Source organism: uncultured Sphingomonas sp., assembly GCF_913774285.1.
GTDB lineage: Bacteria > Pseudomonadota > Alphaproteobacteria > Sphingomonadales > Sphingomonadaceae > Sphingomonas.
In genome coordinates, this window is sequence record NZ_CAJYHX010000028.1 from 14,441 (window position 1) to 38,912 (window position 24,472).

The 24,472-nt window shown below is 67.0% G+C and carries 29 protein-coding genes and 1 other RNA gene; 17 read left to right on the plus strand and 13 right to left on the minus strand.

The genetic code is table 11. The annotated features are described in order from the left end of the window. Positions 1-24: 24 nt before the first annotated feature. The 3 genes from QZ670_RS14220 (at position 25) to QZ670_RS14230 (ending at position 1,570) form a co-directional block, all read left to right on the plus strand. On the plus strand, positions 25-366 hold the full coding sequence (locus QZ670_RS14220; RefSeq protein ID WP_294256552.1) for a DNA primase: 342 nt from the start codon (positions 25-27) through the stop codon (positions 364-366). Positions 367-477: 111 nt separating this feature from the next. Continuing rightward, positions 478-882, plus strand: coding sequence for a biopolymer transporter ExbD (locus QZ670_RS14225; RefSeq protein WP_294256553.1), 405 nt, complete (start codon positions 478-480; stop codon positions 880-882). A gap of 55 nt (positions 883-937) precedes the next feature. Continuing rightward, positions 938-1,570, plus strand: coding sequence for a hypothetical protein (locus tag QZ670_RS14230; protein ID WP_294256555.1), 633 nt, complete (start codon positions 938-940; stop codon positions 1,568-1,570). On the opposite strand, the gene QZ670_RS14235 is transcribed toward QZ670_RS14230, so the two are convergent. Beyond that, positions 1,571-1,711 (minus strand): hypothetical protein, encoded by a 141-nt coding sequence (locus QZ670_RS14235; protein ID WP_294256557.1) that lies wholly within the window; start codon positions 1,709-1,711, stop codon positions 1,571-1,573. 135 nt (positions 1,712-1,846) lie between these two features. On the opposite strand from QZ670_RS14235, the gene QZ670_RS14240 reads away from it, so the two are divergent. From QZ670_RS14240 to QZ670_RS14260, 5 genes are all read left to right on the plus strand, one after another. Next, on the plus strand, positions 1,847-2,248 hold the full coding sequence (locus QZ670_RS14240; protein ID WP_294256558.1) for an acyl-CoA thioesterase: 402 nt from the start codon (positions 1,847-1,849) through the stop codon (positions 2,246-2,248). A gap of 68 nt (positions 2,249-2,316) precedes the next feature. Next, entirely contained in the window at positions 2,317-3,012 is a 696-nt protein-coding gene (locus tag QZ670_RS14245) for an extensin family protein (RefSeq protein ID WP_294256559.1), read from the plus strand. A gap of 39 nt (positions 3,013-3,051) precedes the next feature. Beyond that, complete coding sequence (locus QZ670_RS14250) at positions 3,052-3,927, plus strand: LOG family protein (RefSeq protein ID WP_294256561.1); 876 nt, start codon at positions 3,052-3,054, stop codon at positions 3,925-3,927. 85 nt (positions 3,928-4,012) lie between these two features. Beyond that, positions 4,013-4,822, plus strand: a complete 810-nt coding sequence (locus tag QZ670_RS14255; RefSeq protein WP_294256563.1) for an ATP-binding protein — start codon at positions 4,013-4,015, stop codon at positions 4,820-4,822. A gap of 370 nt (positions 4,823-5,192) precedes the next feature. Then, complete coding sequence (locus tag QZ670_RS14260) at positions 5,193-5,819, plus strand: PEPxxWA-CTERM sorting domain-containing protein (RefSeq protein ID WP_294256564.1); 627 nt, start codon at positions 5,193-5,195, stop codon at positions 5,817-5,819. A 102-nt stretch (positions 5,820-5,921) separates the two neighbouring features. On the opposite strand, the gene QZ670_RS14265 is transcribed toward QZ670_RS14260, so the two are convergent. Genes QZ670_RS14265 through QZ670_RS14285 form a run of 5 tightly spaced genes read right to left on the minus strand, consistent with a single transcriptional unit; the run spans position 5,922 to position 9,126 of the window. Continuing rightward, the gene (locus tag QZ670_RS14265) at positions 5,922-6,455 is read right to left on the minus strand and encodes an NUDIX hydrolase (RefSeq protein ID WP_294256565.1); all 534 of its coding nucleotides are present in this window, start codon (positions 6,453-6,455) and stop codon (positions 5,922-5,924) included. 10 nt (positions 6,456-6,465) lie between these two features. Further along, positions 6,466-7,137: a hypothetical protein gene (locus QZ670_RS14270; RefSeq protein ID WP_294256567.1), complete on the minus strand. Its 672-nt coding sequence runs from the start codon at positions 7,135-7,137 to the stop codon at positions 6,466-6,468. Between the two features lie 2 nt (positions 7,138-7,139). Then, positions 7,140-8,027: a TPM domain-containing protein gene (locus QZ670_RS14275; RefSeq protein WP_294256568.1), complete on the minus strand. Its 888-nt coding sequence runs from the start codon at positions 8,025-8,027 to the stop codon at positions 7,140-7,142. Further along, on the minus strand, positions 8,027-8,509 hold the full coding sequence (locus QZ670_RS14280; protein WP_294256569.1) for a TPM domain-containing protein: 483 nt from the start codon (positions 8,507-8,509) through the stop codon (positions 8,027-8,029). The genes QZ670_RS14275 and QZ670_RS14280 overlap by 1 nt, the downstream gene beginning before the upstream one ends. A 26-nt stretch (positions 8,510-8,535) precedes the next feature. Then, on the minus strand, positions 8,536-9,126 hold the full coding sequence (locus tag QZ670_RS14285) for a LemA family protein (protein WP_294256570.1): 591 nt from the start codon (positions 9,124-9,126) through the stop codon (positions 8,536-8,538). A gap of 146 nt (positions 9,127-9,272) precedes the next feature. Between QZ670_RS14285 and mscL the strand changes: the two genes are divergently transcribed. Continuing rightward, positions 9,273-9,731 carry a large conductance mechanosensitive channel protein MscL gene (gene mscL, locus QZ670_RS14290; RefSeq protein ID WP_294256571.1) on the plus strand — a complete coding sequence of 153 codons (459 nt, stop codon included), beginning with the start codon at positions 9,273-9,275 and terminating at the stop codon, positions 9,729-9,731. Between the two features lie 192 nt (positions 9,732-9,923). On the opposite strand, the gene QZ670_RS14295 is transcribed toward mscL, so the two are convergent. After that, on the minus strand, positions 9,924-10,355 hold the full coding sequence (locus QZ670_RS14295; RefSeq protein ID WP_066721336.1) for an Rrf2 family transcriptional regulator: 432 nt from the start codon (positions 10,353-10,355) through the stop codon (positions 9,924-9,926). 59 nt (positions 10,356-10,414) lie between these two features. Between QZ670_RS14295 and ssrA the strand changes: the two genes are divergently transcribed. Then, positions 10,415-10,761, plus strand: a transfer-messenger RNA (tmRNA) gene (ssrA, locus tag QZ670_RS14300). A gap of 61 nt (positions 10,762-10,822) precedes the next feature. Here ssrA and mnmA read toward each other — a convergent pair. After that, positions 10,823-11,932: a tRNA 2-thiouridine(34) synthase MnmA gene (gene mnmA, locus QZ670_RS14305; RefSeq protein WP_294256574.1), complete on the minus strand. Its 1,110-nt coding sequence runs from the start codon at positions 11,930-11,932 to the stop codon at positions 10,823-10,825. A gap of 156 nt (positions 11,933-12,088) precedes the next feature. Here mnmA and QZ670_RS14310 point away from each other — a divergent pair, with 156 nt between their 5' ends. The 3 genes from QZ670_RS14310 (at position 12,089) to QZ670_RS14320 (ending at position 13,100) form a co-directional block, all read left to right on the plus strand. Beyond that, the gene (locus QZ670_RS14310) at positions 12,089-12,316 is read left to right on the plus strand and encodes a hypothetical protein (RefSeq protein WP_294256576.1); all 228 of its coding nucleotides are present in this window, start codon (positions 12,089-12,091) and stop codon (positions 12,314-12,316) included. Between the two features lie 103 nt (positions 12,317-12,419). Continuing rightward, positions 12,420-12,719 carry a DUF1153 domain-containing protein gene (locus QZ670_RS14315; protein WP_066721323.1) on the plus strand — a complete coding sequence of 100 codons (300 nt, stop codon included), beginning with the start codon at positions 12,420-12,422 and terminating at the stop codon, positions 12,717-12,719. A gap of 123 nt (positions 12,720-12,842) precedes the next feature. Next, the gene (locus tag QZ670_RS14320) at positions 12,843-13,100 is read left to right on the plus strand and encodes a GlsB/YeaQ/YmgE family stress response membrane protein (RefSeq protein WP_064310489.1); all 258 of its coding nucleotides are present in this window, start codon (positions 12,843-12,845) and stop codon (positions 13,098-13,100) included. A gap of 71 nt (positions 13,101-13,171) precedes the next feature. On the opposite strand, the gene QZ670_RS14325 is transcribed toward QZ670_RS14320, so the two are convergent. Next, on the minus strand, positions 13,172-13,897 hold the full coding sequence (locus QZ670_RS14325) for an SIMPL domain-containing protein (RefSeq protein ID WP_294256579.1): 726 nt from the start codon (positions 13,895-13,897) through the stop codon (positions 13,172-13,174). Positions 13,898-14,166: 269 nt separating this feature from the next. Here QZ670_RS14325 and QZ670_RS14330 point away from each other — a divergent pair, with 269 nt between their 5' ends. From QZ670_RS14330 to QZ670_RS14340, 3 genes are all read left to right on the plus strand, one after another. Further along, a complete protein-coding gene (locus QZ670_RS14330; protein ID WP_294256581.1) occupies positions 14,167-15,348 on the plus strand; it encodes an efflux RND transporter periplasmic adaptor subunit in 1,182 nt (393 codons plus the stop codon). A 12-nt stretch (positions 15,349-15,360) separates the two neighbouring features. Then, positions 15,361-18,531 (plus strand): efflux RND transporter permease subunit, encoded by a 3,171-nt coding sequence (locus QZ670_RS14335; protein ID WP_294256583.1) that lies wholly within the window; start codon positions 15,361-15,363, stop codon positions 18,529-18,531. A gap of 216 nt (positions 18,532-18,747) precedes the next feature. Beyond that, positions 18,748-19,746 (plus strand): LLM class flavin-dependent oxidoreductase, encoded by a 999-nt coding sequence (locus QZ670_RS14340; RefSeq protein WP_294256585.1) that lies wholly within the window; start codon positions 18,748-18,750, stop codon positions 19,744-19,746. A gap of 3 nt (positions 19,747-19,749) precedes the next feature. Here QZ670_RS14340 and QZ670_RS14345 read toward each other — a convergent pair whose 3' ends face one another. The 3 genes from QZ670_RS14345 to QZ670_RS14355 form a co-directional block, all read right to left on the minus strand. After that, positions 19,750-21,057: an ATP-binding protein gene (locus QZ670_RS14345; protein ID WP_294257070.1), complete on the minus strand. Its 1,308-nt coding sequence runs from the start codon at positions 21,055-21,057 to the stop codon at positions 19,750-19,752. A 124-nt stretch (positions 21,058-21,181) separates the two neighbouring features. Beyond that, a complete protein-coding gene (locus QZ670_RS14350; protein WP_064310484.1) occupies positions 21,182-21,850 on the minus strand; it encodes a response regulator transcription factor in 669 nt (222 codons plus the stop codon). 26 nt (positions 21,851-21,876) lie between these two features. Further along, a complete protein-coding gene (locus tag QZ670_RS14355) occupies positions 21,877-22,197 on the minus strand; it encodes a hypothetical protein (protein ID WP_121073110.1) in 321 nt (106 codons plus the stop codon). 141 nt (positions 22,198-22,338) lie between these two features. Here QZ670_RS14355 and QZ670_RS14360 point away from each other — a divergent pair, with 141 nt between their 5' ends. Further along, the gene (locus tag QZ670_RS14360) at positions 22,339-24,123 is read left to right on the plus strand and encodes an ATP-binding cassette domain-containing protein (protein WP_294256590.1); all 1,785 of its coding nucleotides are present in this window, start codon (positions 22,339-22,341) and stop codon (positions 24,121-24,123) included. Between the two features lie 67 nt (positions 24,124-24,190). Here QZ670_RS14360 and QZ670_RS14365 read toward each other — a convergent pair whose 3' ends face one another. Beyond that, on the minus strand, positions 24,191-24,472 hold the full coding sequence (locus QZ670_RS14365; RefSeq protein ID WP_084584007.1) for an ETC complex I subunit: 282 nt from the start codon (positions 24,470-24,472) through the stop codon (positions 24,191-24,193).

The window sequence follows — 24,472 nt, forward strand, 5'->3', positions numbered from 1 at the left end:
CCGGGCCAGTGATGAGGTTTGGCGATGAGCGGCACCCAGGGTCCCAGCGACGACGTGTATGACGCGGAAGGCTATGACGAGAGCCAGCGCGCCGAAATTCTCGAAGTGACGGGCGACGGGCCGGACGACGGTTCGCTCCTGACCGACATCAACCCCGATCTCGGCGGCAGCGAGGACGACGACGACGATCTCGACGAACTGTCGATGGCGGACGACGAGATCGGCGAGGAAGACGACGACGCCGACGAGGATGAAGACGACCTCGACGAAGACGACATCCAGGACGATTTCGACGACGAGGATGTCGACGAGGACGATCTCGACGAGGAACTCGACGATCCGGACGACGTCGCGCTGCGCCCCTGATCTTCGCGGGAGGGCGCGCAGCCGGTGCTGCGCGCCCTTTGCATGCTTCTTGCGGACGCTCCTCGGCCGTGAAATGGTACGTTATACCATTGCAGTGAAGGAGGAGAGGTCATGCCCAAGTTCGTGTCCACCGCCGAGCCCCAGCCGATCGGCGCAATCAACGTTACGCCGTTCATCGACGTGATGCTGGTGCTGCTGATCGTGATGATCCTCAGCATGCCGATGGTGACCCACAAGGTGCCGGTCGACCTGCCGCAGGGCGGCTCCGCCTCCACCGACGATTCGACGCACCGGCTGGCGATCGACAAGGCCGGCGCGCTGTTCTGGGACGGCACCCGCCTCGCCGATGCTGCGCTTCCGGCCAAACTGGCGGGCCTGCGCACCGATGCCGCGGTGCTCCAGCTGCAGACCGATCCGGAGGCGCGCTACGAACGCTTCGACGCCGTCCTCGCCGCGATCAAGCGCGCCAACATCGTGAAGCTTGGCTTCGTCGGTAACCAGCCGCTGGCCGATTGAGGAACCGGCGCATCCGGTGGCTCGTTCGCAAGTTCCTGTTTTGGAAGAGACCCGGATGCGCCTGATCCCCGCCCTGCTTGCCGCCTGCTCGCTCGCCGCTTGTTCCTCGGGACTGCCCCCGGCCGCGGACAACACGGCCGGCGCCGCGAGCAACGCCGAGATCAACCAGACCGCACCGGCGGCCACCGAGCGCGCGCCCGGCAACGAGCAGCTGGAACCGCTCAAGCCGCCCGCCCCCGGCCAGCCGGGCGGCCTGCCCGACGACCGCACGCCGGTGAACGAGGCCAAGTTCACCCCCGACAGCGCGCAGGGCGCCGCCAATGTCGTGCAGACCTATTACGCGCTGATCGAGAGCGGCCGCTATGACCAGGCCTGGGCGCTGTGGAGCGACGGCGGCAAGGCCTCGGGCGGCGATGCCAAAGCCTTCGCGGCGCGCTTCGCACCCTATTCGGAATATCATGCCAATGTCGGCGCGCCGGGACAGATCGAGGCGGGTGCGGGCCAGCGCTACGTCACCGTGCCGGTGCAGGTCTATGCGCGCATCAAGGCGACGGGCAAACCTTTCTACCAGCTCGGCGAGGTCACGCTGCACCGGGCGGGCGACATCGACGGCGCCACCGCGGAGCAGCGCACCTGGCATATCCGGGCGATCAAGTTCCAGGACGATCCCGGCAAGCCGGCGCAATAGTCAGCCGCCGATAAGGTTGCGGACCAGCGCGATGTCGTCATTGTCGATCGGCTGCCCCGTGGCATCGGTGGCGTTCTCGATCGGCATTGCATGGTCGCGGGACTTGCCGACGCCCGCGACACTCACCGCGGTCCACAACACCCCCGCCGCCCAGAGCAGGGCCGCTCAGCGGCTGCGGAACAGGGCGGAGGGTCGGCGCGGCAGCATGGTGCGGAGCCTGCTCCCCCTGGCATGAACGCCGCGCTACGCTCCATGGTTACCGCTCGAGGATTCGTGATGCCCCGCTTCACCCGCCAGATCACCGCCACGCCTGCCGACATCGACGTGCTGGGGCACGTCAACAATGCCGTCTGGGTGGCGTGGATCCAGGATATCGCGGTCGCGCATTGGGACAGCCTCGCCACGCCCGAGGACAAGGCCGCCTATGTCTGGGTGATCACCCGCCACGAGATCGACTATCGCGGCAATGTCCGCGTCGGCGAGACGGTGACGGGCGAAACCTGGGTGCCCGAGCCGCCGCGCGGCGCCCGTTTCAACCGCCATGTCCGCTTCCTGGGCGACGACGGCAAGGTGCGGGTGGAGGCGGTGACCACCTGGGCGCTGCTCGACCGCGCATCGGGTCGGCTGCTCCGTGTTCCCGCCGACCTCGGCGACCGCTTCATTGAAGCGACGCGCTGACGAAGCGAGTCGTCCGCGCGACGAACCGTGGTTCGCGCCGTCGCCGAACTCGACTAGGGTGCAGCGCCATGGCGTTCTCGCGTGTGTTCCCGTTGGCGGTGCTGGCTCTGCCCTTGCTGCTATCGGCCTGTATCTTCGGCAGCGGCGGCGGCGACAAGCGACCGGCCCCCGCCCCCACCCGCCCCCGTGGCAGCCCGCCGATCACGCTCAATCGGCCGACGCCGCGCGAAACCCAGCAATGCTTCACCGATCTTTCCCGCGCGGGCGTGCGGTTCAGCGCGATGCCCGATCGCGACTATGGCGGCGGCTGCATCGTCGAGGGCGCGGTGCAGCTGATCGACATCGGCGTGCCGGTGGGCGGCATCAAGGGGATGCGCTGCCCGCTCGCCCGCGCCTTCACCGGTTGGGTGCAGTACGCCGTGGCGCCTGCGGCGCGGCAGATCCTGGGCAGCGATCTCGTCCGGGTGGATACGTTCGGCACCTATGTCTGTCGGGCGATCGTCGGCAGCCCGCAGGCCTCGACCAAGCTTTCCGAACATGGCCGCGCCAACGCGGTCGACGTCTCCGGCTTCGTGCTACGGGACGGGCGGCGGATCACCATCCTCAAGGACTGGCAGAACCAGGATCCGGCTGTCCGCAAATTCCTCGAGACGATCCACGGATCCGCCTGCAGGCGTTTCGCCACCGTACTGAGCCCGAACTATAATTACGTCCACCGCGACCATTTCCATCTCGACATGGGGCGGGGACCCTTCTGCGCCTGAGGCTTTCCAAGCGCCACGGATGCGCCTACTTCGCAGTCAATGAGCGATACGAGAGTCCCGTCGCGCGTCTTCCGCCCTGCCCAGCAGGAAGCCGAAGCCGCCAACACCGCCACCGGCACGCCCCAGACCGAGCATCCCGCCTACCGGCTCGCCTTCCAGGACATGGACTTCCTGCTGCGCGAGGATCTGCGGCCGGTGCGCTTCCAGCTGGAACTGCTGAAGCCGCAGCTGCTGCTCGACGAGGCGAACATCGCCTCGACCTTCGTGATCTACGGCTCGGCGCGCATCCCCGAGCCGGCCAAGGCCGAGGCGGTGCTGGCGCTTGCCGAGACCGAGCAGCAGAGGCGCATCGCCGAGAGCCTCGTCGCCAAGTCCAAATATTATGACGTCGCGCGCGAGCTGGGCCGGCTGGCGAGCAACTTCCCCGTCGACGCGGCCGGCAAGCGCCACTTCGTCGTCACCTCGGGCGGCGGCCCCTCGATCATGGAAGCGGCGAACCGCGGCGCGCGGGATGTGGGCGCCGAGACGATCGGGCTCAACATCGTGCTGCCGCACGAGCAGGCGCCGAACCCCTATGTGACCCCGGGGCTGAGCATGCAGTTCCACTATTTCGCGCTGCGCAAGATGCACTTCCTGCTGCATGCGCGTGCGGTCGCGGTGTTCCCGGGCGGCTTCGGCACGTTCGACGAGAGCTTCGAGCTGCTGACGCTGATCCAGACCGGCAAGGTCGATCCGATTCCGGTCCTGTTCTACGGCAAGGAGTTCTGGAACCGCGTCGTGAACTTCGAAGCGCTGTGCGACGAGGGCGTGATCTCGCCGCGCGATCTGAACCTGTTCCGCTTCTGCGAGACCGCCGAGGAGGGCTGGGAAATCGTCCAGGACTTCTGGCGGAACAAGGAAACGGCAGCGGGCTGATCTTCCACGCCCCCTCCCGCTGGCGGGAGGGGGCGTATAGAGAAGGCCCCCTCGCACCCGCGCGCAGTTGCGCTATAGCCGCGCCATGACCGATCCGCTGATCCGCATCGCCGAGGCGCTCGAACGGCTGGCGCCGCCCCCTGCCCCGCCCGCCGATCTGGAAGCGCATCCGGCCTATGTCTGGCGCGGCCGCGATATCGTGCCGGCGCGTGCCTTCGCCCCCACCCCGCTCGCGCTGCTCCAGGGCGTCGAGAAGCAGCGGACCGCTTTGCTCGCCAATCTCGAACGGCTCGCCGCCGGCCATGCCGCGCAGGACGTGCTGCTGTGGGGCGCTCGCGGCACCGGCAAGTCGGCGCTGGTCAAGGGGGCGGTCGCCGAGGTGCAGGCGCAGGGCGGCCGGCTTGCGCTGGTAGAGGCGGCGACGACGCACCTCGAGACGCTGCCCGACCTGTTCGCGCTGCTCGCCTCCACCGACCGCCCCTTCGCGATTTTCCTGGACGACCTCGGCTTCGATGCCGCGGCCGATGCACGGGCGCTGCGCTCGCTGCTGGAGGGCGGCGCCGAGGCACGCCCGGCGCATTGCCGGCTGCTGGTCACCTCCAACCGCCGGCACCTGTTGCCGCGCGACCTGGAGGCACAATCCAGCGCGATCAATCCGCGCGATTCGATCGACGACGATCTCGCACTGGCCGATCGCTTTGGCCTGTCGCTCGGCTTCCACGTCGTCGACCAGGACACCTATGTCGCGATCGTGCGCGGCTATGCGGAGGCGCATGGCCTCCACTTTGATCCGCAGGACGCCATCCAGTGGGCAACGCGGCGCGGCAGCCGCTCGGGACGGGTGGCCTGGCAGTATGTCGTCGAACTCGCCGGGCGACAGGGCAAGTTGCTCTGAATATCCGGCCCGCGCACAATTTTAGATGAGATTGTCTCGAAAAAACACAGATTTGCACGATCGGCGGGACGAGCCGAAATATGACGTCGCGGTTGCAGCAACGTTGCGATAACGTTTCGATTCCCTTGTCGACCCAGCCATTTTCCCACCCAGACGGCGCCCTGCGAGCGATCGTTTGCATCCGCAGCACGGCCGAAATGCCGTTAAGCTTTCCAATCCGGGTAGTTTTGCCCGGCACTGCACAATGCAAACCTTCGCATCTGCATGTATTAGAACTTCATTGTCGTTCCCTTTCATAAACTTAACGTCGGGTTAACGGCCGCAGAGCCGAGTCGCTCACATCGTCGTTAACAAAGGAAAGGGTGCGCCAATGCGTATTCATACCAAGCTTGCTGCTGCGGCAGCCTTATTGTGCGCGGCAGTCCCCGCGCAGGCTGCGCAGATTCTCGGACAGATCAGCTTTAACGGGTTCGTTCGCCCGGTCGGCGCCACCAACATGGGCGCCGCCACCGGTCTCGACTTCTACAACGCATTCATGCCGGGCTCGTCCGCAGGCGATGGTGGTGCGCCGGGCACGATCTTCGCGGCGCTGGGCTCGACGGGCGTGTTCGCCGGTCTCACCTGCATCGGGCCGTGCGGCACGATCAAGGACCTGCCGACCTTCACGGGCGGGCCGGTTGCGTCGTTCTTCGACATCGGCTCGTCGATCTTCTTCGACCTGAACAAGATTCAGTCGGTGACCTACTCGTCCGACAGCGTCGGCGGCAGCCTGAAGCTGATCGCATCGGGCACGTTCCGCATTGCCGGAATGGACAACACGCCGGCGATGCTGACCCTGACCACCCAGGGAAATGGCGAGACCAGCTTTTCGGCAACCGCGCTGTCGGCAGTGCCGGAGCCGGCGAGCTGGGGCCTGATGATCGCGGGGTTCGGCATGATGGGCGGCATGCTCCGCGCGTCGCGCCGCTCGGTGAAGGTCCGCTACGCGAAGAACTGAGCTTCCAGCCTCCCTGGTAGCGCGAACCCCGCCGGAGCGATCCGGCGGGGTTCGTCGTTTCGGGCCTGCAGGTTCGCGGCACGAGGTGCAGACCGGTTTGCGTCAGCCCTTGCCGCTCCCGAGCAGCGCGCCGCTGAGCACCAGCAGCATCTTCACGTCGACGCCCATGCCCTGCGCACGACACTCGGCGATGAACGCCGGCATTTCGGCCATCGGCACATGGTGGACCTTGATGTCCTCGCCGTCCACGCCGCCGCCGTCGCCGATGCGGGTGAGGCCGTGGACGCGGACCAGCGTGAAGCTTTCGCTGACCATGCCGGGCGAGGCGAAATACTCGCCGAGTTCCTCGACGCGCTCGCAGGCATAGCCCGCTTCTTCCTCGAGCTCGCGGCGGGCGGCGCCCTCGATCGTGTCGCCCGCTTCCGTATCGCCGATCAGCCCGGCCGGCAGCTCGATGCAGCGGCGGCCGAGCGGTACGCGGTACTGCTCGACCAGGATCACCCGGCCCTCGTCATCGATCGCGACGATCACGACGGCGCGGATACCGCCGGTGCGCCCGACATATTCCCATTTGCCTTGGCGGAACACGGTGATCCACTTGCCCGCCCAGGGGGTCTCGATCGGTTCGTCGGTCATGGGTACGCCCTTAGAGTTCGATCAGCCGATCGGGAAGCTCGTTCACGTCGTCGGCAGCACGCGGGAAGTGCCCGGTGAGGACGATGCCGATCTGCGCGACGGCCGCCGCCATGCCCTCGGCCGGGCGGCCTTCCTTCACTTCCGCCAGCAGCGCCGCCATCGCCGCACCCCATACTTCAGGCGTGACGCGCGAATGGATCGCCGAATCGGCAAGGATCTCGGCGCGGTGCTCGGCGAGGCTCAGGTAGAGCAGCACGCCCGTCGAACCCGTGGTGCGCTTCTCGGCCGCGGTGCGGAACAGCGCCAGCGCGCGGGCATGGACCCGCCGCGTCTTGGTCGAACCGGGCGCGAGCGCGATCCGGAGCGCGTCCTTGGCGAGTACCACGCGCACGAGCAGGAAGGTGAGTGCCGTCACCACCAACGCGGCAGTGAGGTACCAGTGCGCGGGGACGGTCTGCGCCCAGGGATCGATCAGCCGCGTGTGCAGCCACTCGATCGGCCAGGGCTGCCAGGCGAGCAATGCCAGCACCAGCAGCATGGCGAGCACCGCCCAGTGGAGTGCGACATCGGCATAATCGTCGGAGCGCCGGGCGAGCACCGTGACGATCTCGCCGCTGGTGCCCTGTTCGGCCTGCGCCACGGCTGCCGCGACGCGCGCGCGGTCCTGATCGGTCAATCGCATCCTCACCAGCTCCCCGAAGCGCCGCCACCGCCGAACGATCCGCCGCCGCCGGAGAAGCCCCCGCCATCGCCGCCGCCGCCGCCCCAGCCGCCACCTCCTCCGCCGCCCCAGCCGCCGCCGCGATCGTCGTCATCGTCGCGGTGGCTGGCCGCGCGACCGATTTCGTTGGCTATGGTCCACAGCACGATCGGCAGCATACTGCTGTCATGGTCGCGATCGCGATAGGCCTGGCCGTCCCATGGACCCGGCCGGCGTCGCCCGCCGAAGCGGGCGAGCATCGGTACCAGGATGACGACGAGGATGATGAACCAGAACAGCAGCCCGATCGGCAGTCCTCCGCCCTGCCGCTTGCGCGCAGAGGATGCGGTTGCCGCGTCCTGCGCAGCCTTGGCCTTCTGCTCGGCAGCTTCGAGCGGCTGCTTCATCTGCTCGGCGATGGCCTGCGCGCCGGCGACGATCCCGCCTGCCATGTCGCCCGCCTTGAACTTCGGCACGATGACCTGGCTGATGATCTGGTTCGACAATGCGTCGGTCATGATCGGTTCGAGGCCATAACCAACCTCGATCCGCACTTTCCTGTCCGCTGGCGCGACGATCAGGATGATGCCGTTGTTCGCCCCCTTTTGCCCGATCCCCCAAGCGCGGCCGAGCTGATAGCCATAGTCGGCGATGTCATAGCCTTGCAGGTCCGGAATCGTCGCGACCACCAGCTGGCGGCTGGAAGCCTGCTCCACCTCCGTCGACAGCTGGGTGAGCTGCGCGACCTGCTCGGGCGAGAGCAGATGCGCGTCGTCGACCACGCGACCGGTCAGCTTGGGGAAGGTCGGGTCGGCCAGCGCCGGTAGCGGCGTCAGGACGAGCAGGGCCAGAAGCAAACGCAACAGGATCATCAGCGGATCTCACGCAGAATGGAGGTAGCACCGGCGTCGATTCCGGCGGCCATGGCGCCTTTTCGGAAACGCGGGAGGATGTCGTTCTGGATGATGCGCGCGGCCTTTGCGTCCGTCAGCGTCTTGCGCAGACCATCGCCAACCTCGATCCGCACCCGGCGTTCAATGGGCGCGACGATCAGCAGCACGCCGTCGTCATAGCCGCGCCTCCCGATCCCCCACCCATTGCCTAACCGCTGCCCGAAATGCTCGATCGACTCGCCCGCAAGGCTCTGCACCGTCACGATCACAACCTGATGGCAGGTCCGCACTTCCGCCTGGGCAAGCCGCCGTGTGAGGATGGTGGCCTGCGCGGGCGATAGGAGGTGCGCGTTATCCACCACCCTTCCGGTCAGTCTCGGCAACGGCAGCGGGTGTTCGCCGGTGGCAGCGACCGGCGGTGCCGGTGTCGTCTTCCCGACGGGGCAGCCGTGCAGCAGCACGGCGCCCGCAAGGAGCGCCGCGTGGATCAGCTGCCGTTCCCGAAGTTCACCGTCGGCGCGACGTCCGCGCCGGCCTTGGCCTGAAACGGCGTCAGCGGCTTGGCACCGTAGAAGATCTTGGCGCCAACCGCGTCGGGGAAGGTGCGGATGCGGGTGTTATAGTCCTGCACCGCCTGGTTATAGTCGCGGATCGAGATGGTGATCCGGTTCTCGGTGCCCTCCAGCTGGCTCATCAGCGTGGTGAAGTTGCCCTGGCTCTTGAGGTCCGGATAGGCCTCCACCGTCGCGAGCAGCCGCGACAGCGAGCCGCCGAGCTGCTGCTGCGCCTGCTGGAACTGCTGGACCTTGCCCGCGTCGGTGAGGTCGTTGGCGGTGACCTGCACCGAGGTCGCCTTGGCCCGCGCGTTCATCACGTCGGTCAGGATCTTGCCTTCGGACGCGGCGGCGCCCTTCACCGTCGCCACCAGGTTCGGCACCAGGTCGGCGCGGCGCTGATACTGCGCCTGCACGTCCGCCCACTTCGCCTTGGCGTTTTCCTCGGCGGTCGGCACGCTGTTGAGCCCGCAGGCCGAGAGCGACAGGGCTGCGATCGGCACGAGTGCGGTACGAAACTTCATGGGGAAGCAACCTCCAAATCCCATCAACGGGGTGTCTTATACGACGCCTACACCGCGGGGAGGAAGCGAAATCGGACGTTCGGGGGTTGGCCTGTGTCCGGGACTTCGGCAAGGTCGCGAAGCCTTCGCTATGGGAGAGATTGCGAATGTTGAAGGAATTCAGGGCGTTCATCGCGCGCGGCAACGTGCTCGATCTCGCGGTCGGCGTGATCATCGGCGCGGCGTTCGGCAACATCACCAAATCGCTGACCGACGACATGATCATGCCGCTGGTCGGCTGGATCTTCGGCGGGGTGGACTTTTCCGGCTACTTCCTGCGGCTCGGCGCGATTCCGCCCAGCTATACCGGCTCGCCGTCCAACTATGCCGCGCTCAAGGCAGCGGGGGTGCCGCTGATCGGCTTCGGCCAGTTCATCACGGTGGTGATCAACTTCCTGATCCTCGCCTTCATCGTCTTCCTGCTGGTGCGCACGGTAAACAAGATCATCTCCGCCGCCGAGCGCGAGAAGGCGACCGGTGCCGCACCGCCCGCCGCCGATCCGGCCGACGTGGTGCTGCTGCGCGAGATTCGCGACGAGCTGAAGAAGCGCAACGCCGGGGCGTGAGAGCCGGCGGGGCCTTACGCCTCAAAGTCGTCATCCCCGCGGAGGCGGGGATCCATTGGCGCTGAAGCGGCGGTTATTTCCCCAAGCGCACAGGCGAATGGATCCCCGCCTTCGCGGGGATGACGATGGTTGTCGGAAGTGTGCATCCGATCTTGCGGCGGCAGGTCCGCCGCGGTCGATACACCGGCAGACTTACGCGGCCGCGAGTTCCTCGGCCGCCGCATCGGCCAGGCTGGTGCCATCGAGAATGCGGGCGGTCTCGTCGCGTACCCGGGCCATCGCGCGGCGGATCGCGCAGGCGGCTTCGTCCTTGCAGTCGTTGCACGGGCGATAGGCGGTGCGGCTGACGCAGGGGACCAGCGCCAGCGGCCCTTCGATCACCCGGATGATCTCGCCCAGAGAGATTAGGTGCGCGGGCCGGGCGAGGCGATAGCCGCCCATCTTGCCGCGGGTGGAGACGAGGAAGCTCGCCTCGCGCAGGTCGGCGAGGATCAGCTCGAGAAATTTGCGGGGTACGTTCGCTTCCGCCGCGATGCGGTTCATCGGCACGGGCGCGCCGGCGATCGGCTGTTCTGCGAGGAAGAGCATTGCGCGGAGCGCGTAGCGGGAACGCTGCGTCAACATGATGCCTTCTCCATGCCAACCGAATGGGGCGGTGTGAAGGCGCTTAATCCGTGCAACCTGACCTTTTCATTAAGCGAGAAGGCCCTATATAGGGTTTTGCCGGGTTCGCCCGGCTATGGCGATAAACAATGGCGTGCAATAGATGCAGCGGACCCGGGGGCAGTACCCGGCGGCTCCACCATAACCGGTGGTGTATCTGGACACCGTTTCTGACGGGGCCGAACCAGGATCGACGTGTATTGAAAAGCGCTGTCTTCGCTCGGAATGGGACCACCGCAACGGCCCATTACACAAGTGCCAACGATAACGAAGCACTCGCTATTGCGGCGTAACCCCACGGCCTAACGGCCTAAGGTTATTCTAAAATGCGCGGTCGGGCCACACCGGGCAACAGAAGTGGACTCCAGCGGCCGCCAGGGGGGCCGGGCAACAGAACCCCCTGGACCCATTTTCCACGATCGGTCGACTCAGGCGGCGAGCGCCTGCGCCCGCTCGGTCTCGGCGATCCAGCCGCCGCCGAGCACGCGATCCCCGGCATAGAGCACCGCCGCCTGGCCCGGCGCCACGCCGTACTCGGGCGTCTCGAACACCACCCGGTCGCCCTCCATCCGCGCCAGCACCGGCTTGGCGAGGCTACGCACCTTGGCGGTCATCGGACCTGCATAGTCGCCGCCCAGCCAGTTGATATTCTCCAGCCGCGCCGCGCCCACCGCGAGCGCCCGGCGCGGGCCGACCACGACGCGCCTGGTCTCGGGCTCGAGCCGGAGGACATAATAGGGCTCGGGCGCGCCGCCGATCTCCAGCCCGCGGCGCTGGCCGACGGTGAAGTGGATCAGCCCGCGATGCTCGCCCAGCCGGACGCCGCTCTCGTCGACGATCTCGCCGCCCGCCTCGGCTTCGGGACGCAGCTTCTTGACCAGCGTCGCATAGTCGCCGTCGGGGACGAAGCAGATGTCCTGGCTGTCGGGCTTGCCGGCGACGCCCAGCCCCAGTTCGGCGGCGAGCGCACGCACCTCGGGCTTGGGCAGGCCACCCAAGGGAAAGCGCAGATAGTCGAGCTGGGCCTGCGTGGTCGCGAACAGGAAATAGCTCTGGTCGCGCGCGGGATCGGCGGCGCGGTGCAGCTCGGCGCCCGCAGCCCCCACGACCCGGCGGACATAATGGCCGGTGGCGAGGCAGTCCGCGCCCAGGTCGCGGGCGAGCGCGAACAGGTCGGTGAACTTGGGCCCCATGTTGCACTTCACGCAGGGGATCGGGGTGCGCCCCGCCAGATACTCGTCCGCGAAGTCGTCGATCACCTGGGTCTGGAAGCTGCTGGCGTGATCGAACACATAGTGCGCGATTCCGAGCTTGTCGCACACCGCGCGCGCGTCGCGGATGTCGCGGCCGGCGCAGCAGCTGCCGGCGCGGCCCACAGCCTCGCCGTGATCGTAGAGCTGGAGCGTGATGCCGATCGTCTCCGCCCCGCTGCGCGCGGCGAGCGCGGCGACGACGGAGGAATCGACGCCGCCCGACATGGCGACGACGATGCGCCGCCCGGAAAGCGGCTCGGCTAGCTGGAAATCACCGGGGTTCATGGCCGCCCAGATAGGACAGCCCCGTACCGGATGCCACCCGGGGTGCGCGGAAACCTGCCAGACATGGAAGTTAAGCCGAGGTTTTCGGCGCCTTTACGGCCCTTTCAGCACTCGCGGCTTATACTGCGGGCTCGAAGGACGACTGGAAACGCATTGGTGGACTTGAGTTTTGCCCATCCGAACCGCGACTTGGGCACTGCGACGCTCCCGACGGGACTCGCCGTGCTGATGGCGATGGTGACGAGCCGGCAGGCCGCCAGCTTCACCGCGCGACTCCAGACCCGACTTTCGATGCCACTTCCCGTGGCAGCGCTGCTCGCGCCGACCGATGGCTGTTTCCATCGCGCCGCCGCAACTGCGCTGCACCAGTGGGGAGAGGCGTGAAGCGGGCGTTTACCTTGCCATTTTAGCCGATGTTCAAGGCAGGCCGGTAAAAGTCGTTTCACGGTTGCGTAACAGGGGCGGCCGGCCCCGAAGAGGTTGGTAGATGATTGAGAACCAGAAGATCCGTCCTGCCAAGGTAATCGGTCCGCTCGGCGAGCCGCTGACCCTGGACAGCCTGCCGCCGCCGAACACCACCCGCTGGGTCGTGCGGCGCAAGGCAGAGGTCGTGGCCGCCGTCAATGGCGGGCTGCTGACCGTGGACGAGGTGTGCGATCGCTACGGCCTCACCGTCGAGGAATTCGCCGGCTGGCAGCGCGCGATCGATCGCTCGGGAATGCCGGGCCTGCGCGTCACGCGCATCCAGCACTATCGTTCGTTGTACGAGCGCCAGCAGAAATTCTGATATTTTCGTTTTTCCGCACGAAAGTTCCCTTGACAACGCAAAATATCGCCACGGAACCAAATACGCACGTTGCGGATTTTCCTTTACGTTGCCCGGGTCGCCGGGCCTGTAAAGGAGGGACCAATGGTAGGATTTATCGTTTGGCTCGTCATCGGCGGCGTCGTCGGCTGGCTTGCTAGCATCATCATGCGTACCGATGCCCAGCAGGGTATCTTCCTCAATATCGTCGTCGGCATCGTCGGCGCGTTCGTCGGTGGCCTGCTGTTCGGCGGCAACATCAACAGCGGCGTGATCACCCCGATGACCTTCCTGGTCTCGCTGGTGGGTGCGGTCATCCTGCTGGCGATCGTCAACCTGGTGCGTCGCGGCGCGGTGCGTTAAGCATCCCGCTTCCACCAGACCAACAAAAAGGGCCGTCCCAGCCGGGGCGGCCCTTTTTTTTCATGTCCGGATCATTTCAGCAGGAACCGGACCAAGACGCTGGCGGTGACCTTCTGCTCACCCGGCACGATTGCAGTATCTGCTTCGGCCATCATCGCCTTGCCGCGCATCAGCATCGGTACCGGCTGCGGCATCTGCGGCATGCCCGCCTCCGAGATCAGCAGGATGCGATCGACCTTGAGCCCCGCCGCCTGTGCATAGAGCGTGGCGCGCGCCTTGGCCTTCGTAATCGCGTCGCGCCGTGCCTCGTCGACGGCACCCTCTTCGTCGGCAAGCGTGAGGTTCGGGCCCGAGATGTTGTTCGCCCCCTGCGCGACCAGCGCGTCGAGGATCGTGCCGCTTTTGGCGACGTCGCGGAAGCGCACCGTCAGCTGATTGGACGCCTGGTAGCCGGTGATCACCGGAGGCTTGTTCTCCTGATAGCGGTACTGCGGCGCGAGGTTGACCGAGTTGGTCTGCAGGTCGCGCTCGGCGATGCCGGCCTTGCGCAGCGCACCGAGCACCGCGGCCATCCGCGCGGCGTTCTGCTGCATCGCCTCGCCGGCGGTGCCCGCGGCGGTGACTACCCCGGCCTGGATCAGCGCGAGATCGGGCACGCGGGTGCTGGTGCCCTCGGCCACGATGTCGAGCACGGTGCCGTCAGCCGGGATCGGCTGGGCGGCCGGCTGCACCTGGGCGAAGGCCTGGGGCGAAGCGGCCAGCGCGAGCAGCGCGGCGAGCGGCAGGGAGCGGATCATGGGGACGTTCCTCCTGTGGTTTGTCGTCGTCATGCACCGGCTTGTCGACGCCTGCACACGAACGCAGGCTGAACGAAGCGGCGACAACAAACGATTGGCATTACTTGCAAGGCCCGGCAGAAGCCGCTCTTTTTCTTGGGTGTCACTTGCGCCGATACATGCAACCGGGCATGCCGCCGCGCGTTGCTTCACCGGCCTTGCCGTCGGTGATATATTCCTATAATACAGTGCGACGAGGGGCGTGCACGCGCTCCGGACGAGGTGGGCGCATGAATTACGAGGCAGGGATGTTGGATCGGCAGGAGCAGCTCGGGTTCGAGGGGGAACCGGCGCGGCGTGGGCGCAAGTGGCTGTGGATCGGCCTCGGCGCCTTGGTGCTGGTCGTGATCGCCGGGTTCCTGATGATGGGGCGCTCCGCGACGAAGCCCGTCCCCGCCGCCAAGGGGGGCAAGGACCAGAGCCAGCTGCTCACCGTCACCGTTTCGGCACCGGGCCAGCAGACCGTGTCGACGATCGTCAGCGGTACCGGCAGCCTGGCCGCGAAGCGCGAGATGCCGGTCGGCGTCGCGGGTGAAGGCGGCCTCGTCACCCGCGTGCTGGTCGATGCCGGCAGCTGGGTGCAGAAGGGCCAGGTACTCGCCGTGGTCGATCGTTCGGTCCAGGCGCAGACCGCCGAATCGCTCGCCGCGCAGATCCGCGTCGCGGAAGCCGACGCCAAGCTCGCCCAGGCGAATCTCGATCGCGCGCAAAAGCTTGTCGGAAACGGATTCATTTCTCGCGCCGATATCGACCAGAAAACCGCCGCGCGCGATCAGGCGCTTGCCCGGGTCCGCGTTGCCAAGGCGCAGCTCGCGGAAACCCAAGCGCGCAACCGCCGGCTCGACATTCGCGCGCCGGAGGCGGGTCTGGTGCTCGCCCGCCAGATCGAGCCGGGCCAGATCGTCAGCTCGGGCTCGGGCACGCTGTTCCGCATGGCGATGGACGGCCAGTTCGAGCTGCGCACCCAGCTCGCCGAAGCCGACATCCAGAAGCTCCATGTCGGCGCGCCGGCGGAAGTGACGCCGGTCGGCACCCAGACCAGCTTCAAGGGCCAGGTATGGCAGGTCTCGCCGGTGATCGACCCGACGAGTCGCCTCGGCACGGCACGAATCGCGTTGCCCTATAATCCGGCGCTGCGCCCCGGCGGCTTCGCCAGCGCGCGGATCGTCGCGGGGGCAGTCACCTCGGTGATCCTGCCCCAGTCGGCGGTGCAGAGTGATCAGCTGGGCACCTATGTCTATATCCTCAACGACAAGAACGAGGCGGTGCGCCGCGACGTGAAGACCGGCGATGTTTCGGATCAGGGCGTGCGGATCACCAGCGGCCTGACCGGCAACGAGCGCGTGGTGATGACTGCGGGCGCGTTCCTTAATCCGGGCCAGAAGGTCATTCCCCAGCTCCAGAAGAAGTAAGGGATCGGCGCGATGAGCTTTCGCAACATCTCGGCCTGGGCCATCCGCAACCCGGTCCCGCCGATCGTCCTCTTCCTGTTTCTCACCATTGCCGGGCTGGTCAGCTTCAGCCGCATGGACGTGAACAACAGCCCCGACATCGACTTTCCGATCGTCTGGATCTCGATCAGCCAGCCCGGCGCCGCGCCGAGCGAGCTGGAGACGCAGATCACCCAAAAGGTCGAGAGCGCTGTCCGCAGCCTGCAGGGCATCGACGAGATCAACTCGACCGTCTCCGAAGGCAACAGCCAGACGGTCGTCCAGCTGGCGATCGGCACCCCGATCGATCGCGCGGTGGAAGACGTCCGCAGCGCGATTCAGCAGATCCGCGGCAATCTGCCCGACGGCATCCTCGAGCCGCAGGTCGGCCGCGTCGACAGCGCCAGCAACAACGATGTCGCGAGCTTCACCGCTACCGCGACGGACATGACTGTCGAACAGCTTTCCTGGTACATCGACAACAGCGTGTCGAAGGAGCTGCTGTCGATCAGCGGCATGGCCGCGGTGCAGCGCAACGGCGGCGTCAACCGGGAGGTGAGCGTCGTCCTCGATCCGGTGAAGCTCGCCAGCTTCGGTCTCACCGCGAGCCAGGTGAACCAGCAGCTCCGCCAAGTAAACCTCAACGCTGCGGGCGGTCGCGCCGAAATTTCGGGATTCGAACAGTCGCTTCGCGTCGTCGGCAACGCCAAGGACGCCTACACGCTGGGCCAGACCCAGATCGCCACCGGCACCGGCCGCACCGTGCGGTTGGCCGACATCGCGACGGTGAAGGACGGCTATGCCGAGCGCCGCAATTTCGCGCGCTATGACGGGCATCCGGTGATCTCGTTCGACATCCAGCGCGCCAAGGGCGCCTCGGACGTCACGATCTACGAGGAAGCGCAGAAGAAGCTGCAGGCGCTCGAGAAGAACAATCCCAAGGTCCATTTCGAGCTGCTCGACAATTACAGCAAATACGCCAAGGAACAGTTCGATACCGCGATGGAGGCGATGGTCGAGGGTGCGGTGCTCGCCGTCGTCGTCGTGTTCCTGTTCCTTCGCGACTGGCGGGCGACCGTGATCTCGGCGCTGGCGATTCCGCTGTCGGCGATCCCCAGCTTCTGGTTCATGGATATGATGGGCTTCACGCTCAACCAGATGACGCTGCTGGCGCTCAGCCTGGTCGCGGGCGTGCTGGTCGACGACGCGATCGTGGAAATCGAGAACATCGTCCGCCACATGCGGATGGGCAAATCGGCCTACCAGGCATCGATCGACGCGGCGGACGAGATCGGCATCGCCGTGCTCGCTACCACCATGTCGATCGTCGCGGTGTTTCTGCCGGTGGGCCTGATGCCGGGTATCTCTGGCCAGTTCTTCAAGAATTTCGGCCTCACCGTCGTTGCGGCAGTGCTGATGTCGCTGGCGGTGGCGCGCATGCTCACGCCGATGATCGCGGCCTATTTCCTCAAGGCGCACGGCCATGTCGAACATGGCGGCGGGCCGGTGATGCGCCTCTATGTCCGCCTGCTCGAATGGACGCTGATGCACCGCTGGGTGGCGATCCTCGGCTATGTCGGCTCGCTGGGCGCGACGATCTTCCTGCTCGTCTCCATGCCGCAGACCTTCCAGCCGGCGCAGGACGAGGATACGGTCACCGCGACGGTCGAGATGGTGCCTGGCACCACGCTGGAGCAGACCGACCGAGTCGTCCAGGAGGTCGCCGGCATCCTGCGCGCTGAGCCGGCGGTGCAGCACACCTACGCCCGCACCCAGGTGGGCAATGGCCGCGTCACCGCGACGCTTGCCGAGAAGCACACGCCCGCGCGCACCGAAACCAGCACCGAATTCGAGAAGCGTCTCGCGCCCAAGCTGCTCGCCATTCCCGATGCGCGGGTGAATTTCCGCTCGCAGTTCGGCTGGGGCTCGTCGGGGCGTGACCTGACGATCACGCTGGGCGGCGAGGATCCCGAGCTGCTCAACAAGACCGCGCTCACCCTGATGAAGCAGATGGAGGGCCTCAAGTCCCTCGTCGCGCCGCGCATCTCGGGCGACCTGCAGCGGCCGGAAATCGTGATCTCGCCGCGGCTCGACCTGGCGGCCGACCTCGGCGTGACCACGGCGGCGCTGTCCAATGCGATCCGCGTCGCGACGCTGGGCGACATCGAGCAGAACAGCGCGAAATTCTCGCTGTCCGATCGCCAGATCCCGATCCGCGTCGCGCTCGACCAGGATTCGCGCACCCGGCTGGATACGTTGCGCGACATGCGCGTGCAGACCCAGACCGGCAGTTCGGTACCGCTCTCCTCGGTGGCGGACATCCGCTTCGCCGCGGGGCCGACCAAGGTCGAACGGCTCAACCTCCAGCGCCGCCTGGTGGTGGGCGCCGACCTCGCGATGAACCCGGCGACGGGCAAGCCCTATGTCTCGGGTGAGGTGATGAAGGAGATCCACAATCTCCCCATCATGAAGCAGCTGCCGGTGGGCGTGTCCGAGATGACGGTGGGCCAGGCCAAGTGGCAGGGCGAGATGATCCAGAACTTCATCGTCGCGCTGGCCTCGGGCATCTTCCTGGTCTTCGCGGTGATGGTGCTGCTCTATCGTCGTTTCGTTTCGCCGATCGTCAACATGGGATCGCTGCTCAACGCGCCGCTGGGCGGGCTGGTCATGCTGGCGATCCTCGGCATGCCGGTATCGCTGCCCGTCTATATCGGCATGCTGATGCTGTTCGGCATCGTCGCCAAGAACTCGATCCTGCTCGTCGACTTTGCGCTGGAGGAGATGGAGAAGGGCGTGTCCAAGATGGAGGCGATCGTCGATGCCGGCCGCAAGCGCGCCCAGCCGATCGTGATGACGACGATCGCGATGGTGGCGGGCATGGTGCCGACCGCGCTGTCGCTCAACGGCGACTCGTCGTTCCGCGCGCCGATGGGCGTGGTGGTGATCGGCGGGCTGATCGTCTCGACGCTGCTGACGCTGGTGATCGTGCCGGCGCTGTTCAGTCTGGCGGTGGGGCTGGAAGGCTGGCTGGGGCCGCGGCTCTCGCGGCGCCTGCTCACCTATCGCCCGGGCGACGACGGCAGCCGCGTGCTTGGGCCAGCGGCCGGGCCGCACGGCGCGATCGACCACAAGCCGGGTGACGAGGAGGTACAGCCGGCGGAGTGAGCAAAATCCCCCTCCCGCTTGCGGGAGGGGTTAGGGGAGGGTGAGTGAGGGTAGCGGGCGACGCCGTGTGGAGGAGGGCTTGGGCCGCAGCCTTCCTTCTTCAGCCTTCGCCCTCGCTTCCCCCACGCACCCTCCCCCTGCCCCTCCCGTAAGCGGGAGGGGAGTTGAAGGGCTAACCCTCTGGCAACGCTGCCCCGGCGTCCCCACATTCCTTCCATGACTGCATATTCCCTGCTCGATCTGGTGCCCGTCGTCCAAGGCGGCACCGTGGGCCAGGCGCTTGCCAACGCCGCCGACCTTGCTGCCCATGCCGAGAAGCTCGGCTTTCGGCGCTACTGGATGGCCGAGCATCACGGCATGGAGGGCATCGCCAGCGCCGCCACCGCGGTGGTGATCGCGCATGTCGGGCAGGCGACCAGTACGATCCGCATCGGCGCGGGCGGGATCATGCTGCCCAACCATTCCCCGCTGCAGGTGGCCGAGGCGTTCGGCACGCTCGACGCGCTGTTCCCCGGCCGGATCGACCTCGGCCTCGGCCGCGCGCCGGGTTCCGACCAGCGGGTGTCCGCCGCGATCCGCCGCAACCTGGAGAGCGACGGCAACGAGTTCCCGCAGGACGTGATGGAGCTGCAGAGCTATTTCGCCGATGACGGCCGCACCGGCATCCGCGCGACGCCCGGCGCGGGCGCCGACGTGAAGCTGTGGATCCTCGGCTCCAGCACCTTCGGCGCGCAGCTCGCCGCGGCGCTGGGGCTGCCCTATGCCTTCGCCTCGCACTTCGCGCCGGGGCTGCTCAACGAGGCGATCGCCGTCTATCGCCGCAACTTCCGCCCGTCCGAGGCGCTGGCCAAGCCGCATGTGATGCTCGGCTTCAACGTCTTCGCCGCAGACAGCGACGAGGAAGGCGAATATCTCGCCAGCTCGCAGCAACAGGCGTTCGTCGCGATCCGCACCACCGGGCGCGGCATCCAGCTACCGCCGCCGGTACGCGGCTATCGCGAGAGCCTGGGCACGCAGGGCAATGCGGTGCTCGACCATGTGCTGTCGGCCTCGGCCGTCGGAGGCCCGGCCAAGGTCCGCCGCGAGATCGAAGCCTTTATCGAACGCACCCAGGCCGACGAACTGATGCTGACCAGCGCGATGTTCGACCACCAGGCCCGCAAGCGCAGCCTGGAAATCGCGGCGGAAGCGATGCGCGCGGTCGAGCCGGCATGAACCTCAGCCGGCGGCGGGCAACCGCAGGCGAACGAGCAGCCCGCCCAGGTCTTCGCTCTCTTCCAGGCTGACCGTGCCGCCGTAGATCTCGGCGACATCGCGGACGATGGCGAGCCCCAGCCCGGTGCCGGGCTTGCCGGTATCGAGCCGCACGCCGCGATCGAAGATGCGGATGCGGTCCGCCTCCGGAATGCCGACCCCGTCGTCCTCGACCATGATCTCGACGAAGCCCGATTCGAGCCTCGCGGTCACGAACACGCTGCCGCCGCCATATTTTGCGGCGTTCTCGACCAGGTTGCCGAGGATCTCGTCGAGATCCTGCCGCTCGATATGCGCGACCGCGTCCTTCACCCCGTCCACATCGATGCGAACATTGGGATAGAGCCGCGCCACCGCGCGCTCCACCGCCTCGATCGACGGCCATACTTCGGCGCGGCTGTGCGCGCTGCCGCGGCGGCCAACGGCGCGGGCGCGGGCGAGATGGTGGTCGATCTGCCGCCGCATCGTCCGCGCCTCGCGGATCACGGTATCGGGCAGGTCCTCCTGGCCCGCGGCGGCGGCGTTCATGATCACGCTGAGCGGGGTCTTGAGCGCGTGCGCCAGGTTGCCGGCATGGCGCCGCGCCTCCTCCGCCTGGCGATCGTTGTGCTCGACCAAGGCGTTCAGTTCGTCGACCATCGGCCCGACCTCGGCGGGCATCGGCCCGCCCACGCGCTGCGTGCGACCAGCACGCAGGCTGGCGATCTCGCGGCGCACCTTGCGCAGCGGCCGGAGGCCATACCAAGTCTGCAGCGCCGCCATCGCCACCAGCCCCAGGCCGAGCAGCGCGAAGCTGCGCACCAGCGTGCGGCGGACGGTTGCGATCTGCGCGTCGAGTACCTCGCGGCTCTCCGCCACCTGAAAGCGCCAGCGCACCGGCGATCCGGGCAGCTTCAGGTCCCGCTCCGCGATGCGCAGCTTCTGGTCGGCAAATTGGTTGCTGTCGTAGAAGTGCATCTCGCGATCATTGTGGACCTGATCCACGCGCAGCTTACGGTCCCACAGCGAACGTGACGGAAACGGCTCGAAGCCTTGGCCGCTGATCTGCCAATAGGCGCCCGAATTGGGCTCGAGAAAGCGCTGGTCGGCCAGTTCGCGGTTCAGCACTACCTCGCCGTTCGAGCCGACCTCCGCGGAGACGATCATAGACGATACGAGATAGTCGAGCTGGTCGTCGAAATTGCGCGTGATCGCGCTGGTCAGCACCCTGTCGAGCGCATAGCCCCCGCCGACCAGCAGCAGCAGGATCCACGCCGTCGCGACCAGCAACATGCGCCGGCTTACCGACCCGGTAACGCGTACCGGCCGATGTGCACGCAACTCGGCCTCGGACGGGCCGGACGCCGCGATCTCGGGCTCCTCGCTGGATAACGGCGCGGCGTTCACTTGTTCGACCTCAGGTGAAGCTGGCTTCGTCGAGGCTGTAGCCCAGGCCGCGGATGGTGGTGATCACATCGGCACCCAGCTTCTTGCGGATGCGCGTGACGAACACTTCGATCGTGTTCGAATCGCGATCGAAATCCTGGTCGTAGATATGCTCGATCAGCTCGGTGCGGCTGACCACCTTGCCCTTGTGGTGGAGCAGATAGCTGAGCAGCTTGTATTCCTGTGCGGTCAGCTTCACCGGCTCGCCCGCCTTGGTGACCTTGCCCGAGCGCGTGTCGAGCCGGATGTCGCCCGCGGTCAGCTCGGCCGAGGCATTGCCCGAGGCGCGGCGGATCAGCGCGCGCAGCCGGGCGATCAACTCCTCGGTCTGGAACGGCTTGGCGACATAGTCGTCGGCGCCGGCATCGAGCCCCGCCACCTTGTCCGACCAGCTGTCGCGGGCGGTGAGCACCAGCACCGGCATGGTGCGGCCTTCCTTGCGCCAGCGATCGAGCACGGTCAGCCCGTCGATCTCGGGCAGGCCGAGGTCGAGGATGATCGCGTCATATTGCTCGGTCGAGCCGAGGAAATGGCCTTCCTCGCCATCGGTCGCGAGGTCGACGGCGTAGCCCGCGCCCTCGAGCGCGGTGCGCAGCTGGATCCCGAGATTGGGTTCGTCCTCGACGATCAGAAGTCGCATTCGCAGTCCCGTCCTTTTCTAGCTGCTCAGCTGCCCATGCGGCGGAGGATCTGGCCGGTATGACCGTCCACCTCCACCCAGATCACCGATCCATTGCGCAGGAACTTGAGCGTGTAAACGTCATGCTCGGGATCATAGTCGAACCCGAGATATTGCGCGCCCGGCATGCGGGGGATCACCCGCCGCTCGATCTCGCGCGCGGGCAGATTCTGGCCGCGAAGCCGCCGCTCGCGCGCCGCACGCTGGCCGTCATCCTGCTCCGCGCCGATCGGGCGCGCGAGGACCGGGCTCGTGAGCGCGAGGCTCGCAAGACACGCGATCAGAACGGGTTTGACCAACATCGGCATCGGAATGGCATAGGGTCCGGGCATTGAATAGCCCCTGAACATGAACGTCAGTCGCGGTTCGGCAATTGTGGCATTGGTGCATCGTCGTGCCCCATGCCTGCCCGCTTGCGGGGAGGCCCGCCGCCTCCTAGGTGCTGCACCATGGCTGCTCCGGTGCTTTCCTATGAAGGGCTGGGTCTCGTTCAGGGATCCGGCTGGCTTTTCCGCAATCTCGACCTGCATGTCGGCGAACGCGATCGGCTCGCGCTGATCGGTCGCAACGGCGCAGGGAAAACGACCCTGCTCAAGCTGATCGCGGGCGCGATCGACAGCGATGAGGGCCGCCGCACCATCGTGCCCGGCACCCGCGTGATCCTGCTGGAGCAGGAGCCGCGCATGGCCGGCTGCACCACGCTGATGGACTATGTCCTTTCCGGCGACGACGCCCCCGCCCAGCACGAGGCCGAAGCGATCGCCGACCAGCTCGGCATCGACCTGTCGCGCGAGGCTGCCACCGCCTCGGGCGGCGAGCGTCGCCGCGCCGCGATCGCCCGCGCGCTGGCGCAGGATCCCGACGTGCTGCTGCTCGACGAGCCGACCAACCATCTCGATCTCGGCGCCATCGAATGGCTGGAAGACTGGCTGACGCGCTACAAGGGCGCCTTTGTCGTCATCAGCCACGATCGTACCTTCCTCACCCGCCTCACGCGCCAGACGCTGTGGCTCGATCGCGGTTCCATCCGCCGCGCCGAGATCGGCTTCGGCGGGTTCGAGGCGTGGACCGAGCAGGTCTATGCCGAGGAGGAGCGCAACGCCCAGCGGCTCGACGCCAAGCTCAAGATCGAGGAGCATTGGCTCCAGCGCGGCGTCACCGGCCGGCGGCGGCGCAACCAGGGCCGTCTGTCCAAGCTGAAGGAGATGCGGGCGGAGCGCGCCGCGATGACGGGTCCGCAGGGTACTGCCGCGCTCGCCACCGCCTCGGACGGCAATCAGACCAAGGTGGTGATCGACGCCAAACACGTCACCAAGCGCTTCGGCGAGCGGACGATCATCAAGGACCTGACCTTCCGCGTCACCAAGGGCGACCGGATCGGCATCGTCGGATCGAACGGCGCGGGCAAGTCGACGCTGCTCAAGATGCTCACCGGCGAGCTCCAGCCTGACGAGGGCAGCGTGAAGCTGTCGCAGACGCTGGACGCGATCATCATCGACCAGCAGCGCAGCCTGATGGCGCCCGACAAGCGGGTGCGCGACGTGCTGGCGGACGGCGGCGACTGGATCGACGTGCAGGGCGCGCGCAAGCACGTCCATGGCTATCTCAAGGAGTTCCTGTTCGATCCCAGCATCGCCGAGGCGCGGATCGGCACGCTGTCGGGCGGCGAGCGTTCGCGCCTGCTGCTCGCGCGCGAATTCGCCCGGCCGTCTAACCTGCTGGTGCTCGACGAGCCGACCAACGATCTCGACCTCGAGACGCTCGACCTGCTCCAGGAAGTGATCGCCGATTATGCCGGCACGGTGCTGATCGTCAGCCACGATCGCGACTTTCTCGACCGCACGGTGACGGTGACGCTGGGGCTGGACGGCAGCGGCACGGTGGACGTGGTGGTCGGCGGCTATGCCGATTGGGAAGCCAAGCGGCGCCCGCGGATCGAGGCGAAGAAGGCGAACAAGCCGGCGGCTGCTGCACCGGCGCCCGAGGCGCCCAAGGCGCGGACCAAGCTCAGCTACAAGGACCAGCGCGACTATGAGCTGCTGCCCAAGCGCATCGAGGAGATCGACCAGACGGTCGCGCGTGACGAGGCGGCACTGGCCGATCCGGCGCTCTACACCAAGGATCCGGCCAAGTTCGCCAAGCTGAGCGAAGGCATCGCCAAGCTTCGCGAGGAGAAGGATGCCGCCGAGATGCGCTGGCTGGAGCTGGCGGAGATGGTCGAGGGGCTGGCGTAAGCGCCGGCCCCCTGCCCTGCATCGTCAACCGTTCACTTCCCCCGCCGGGCGAGGGAAGCAGCGGCGATCAGCGGAAATTGTCGGCGTAGGCCTGCAGCTTGAGCTTGCGCTGCGGCGCCGGCACGACGTGATAGGCATAGCCTTCGCGCTCGGCATAGTCCTTGGCCGCTTCCAGCGTCGGGAAGGAAATGCGGACCTGGTTCGCGGTCTCGCCGCCGCCGGCCCAGCCGGTCAGCGGATCGGGCCGCTGCGGCGTGTGCGGCTCGAACTCGAGAACCCAGTTGTCGGTCCGGGCGCGGCCGGACTGCATCGCGTTCTTGACGCGCTGATAGATGCGAGCGGACTTCAT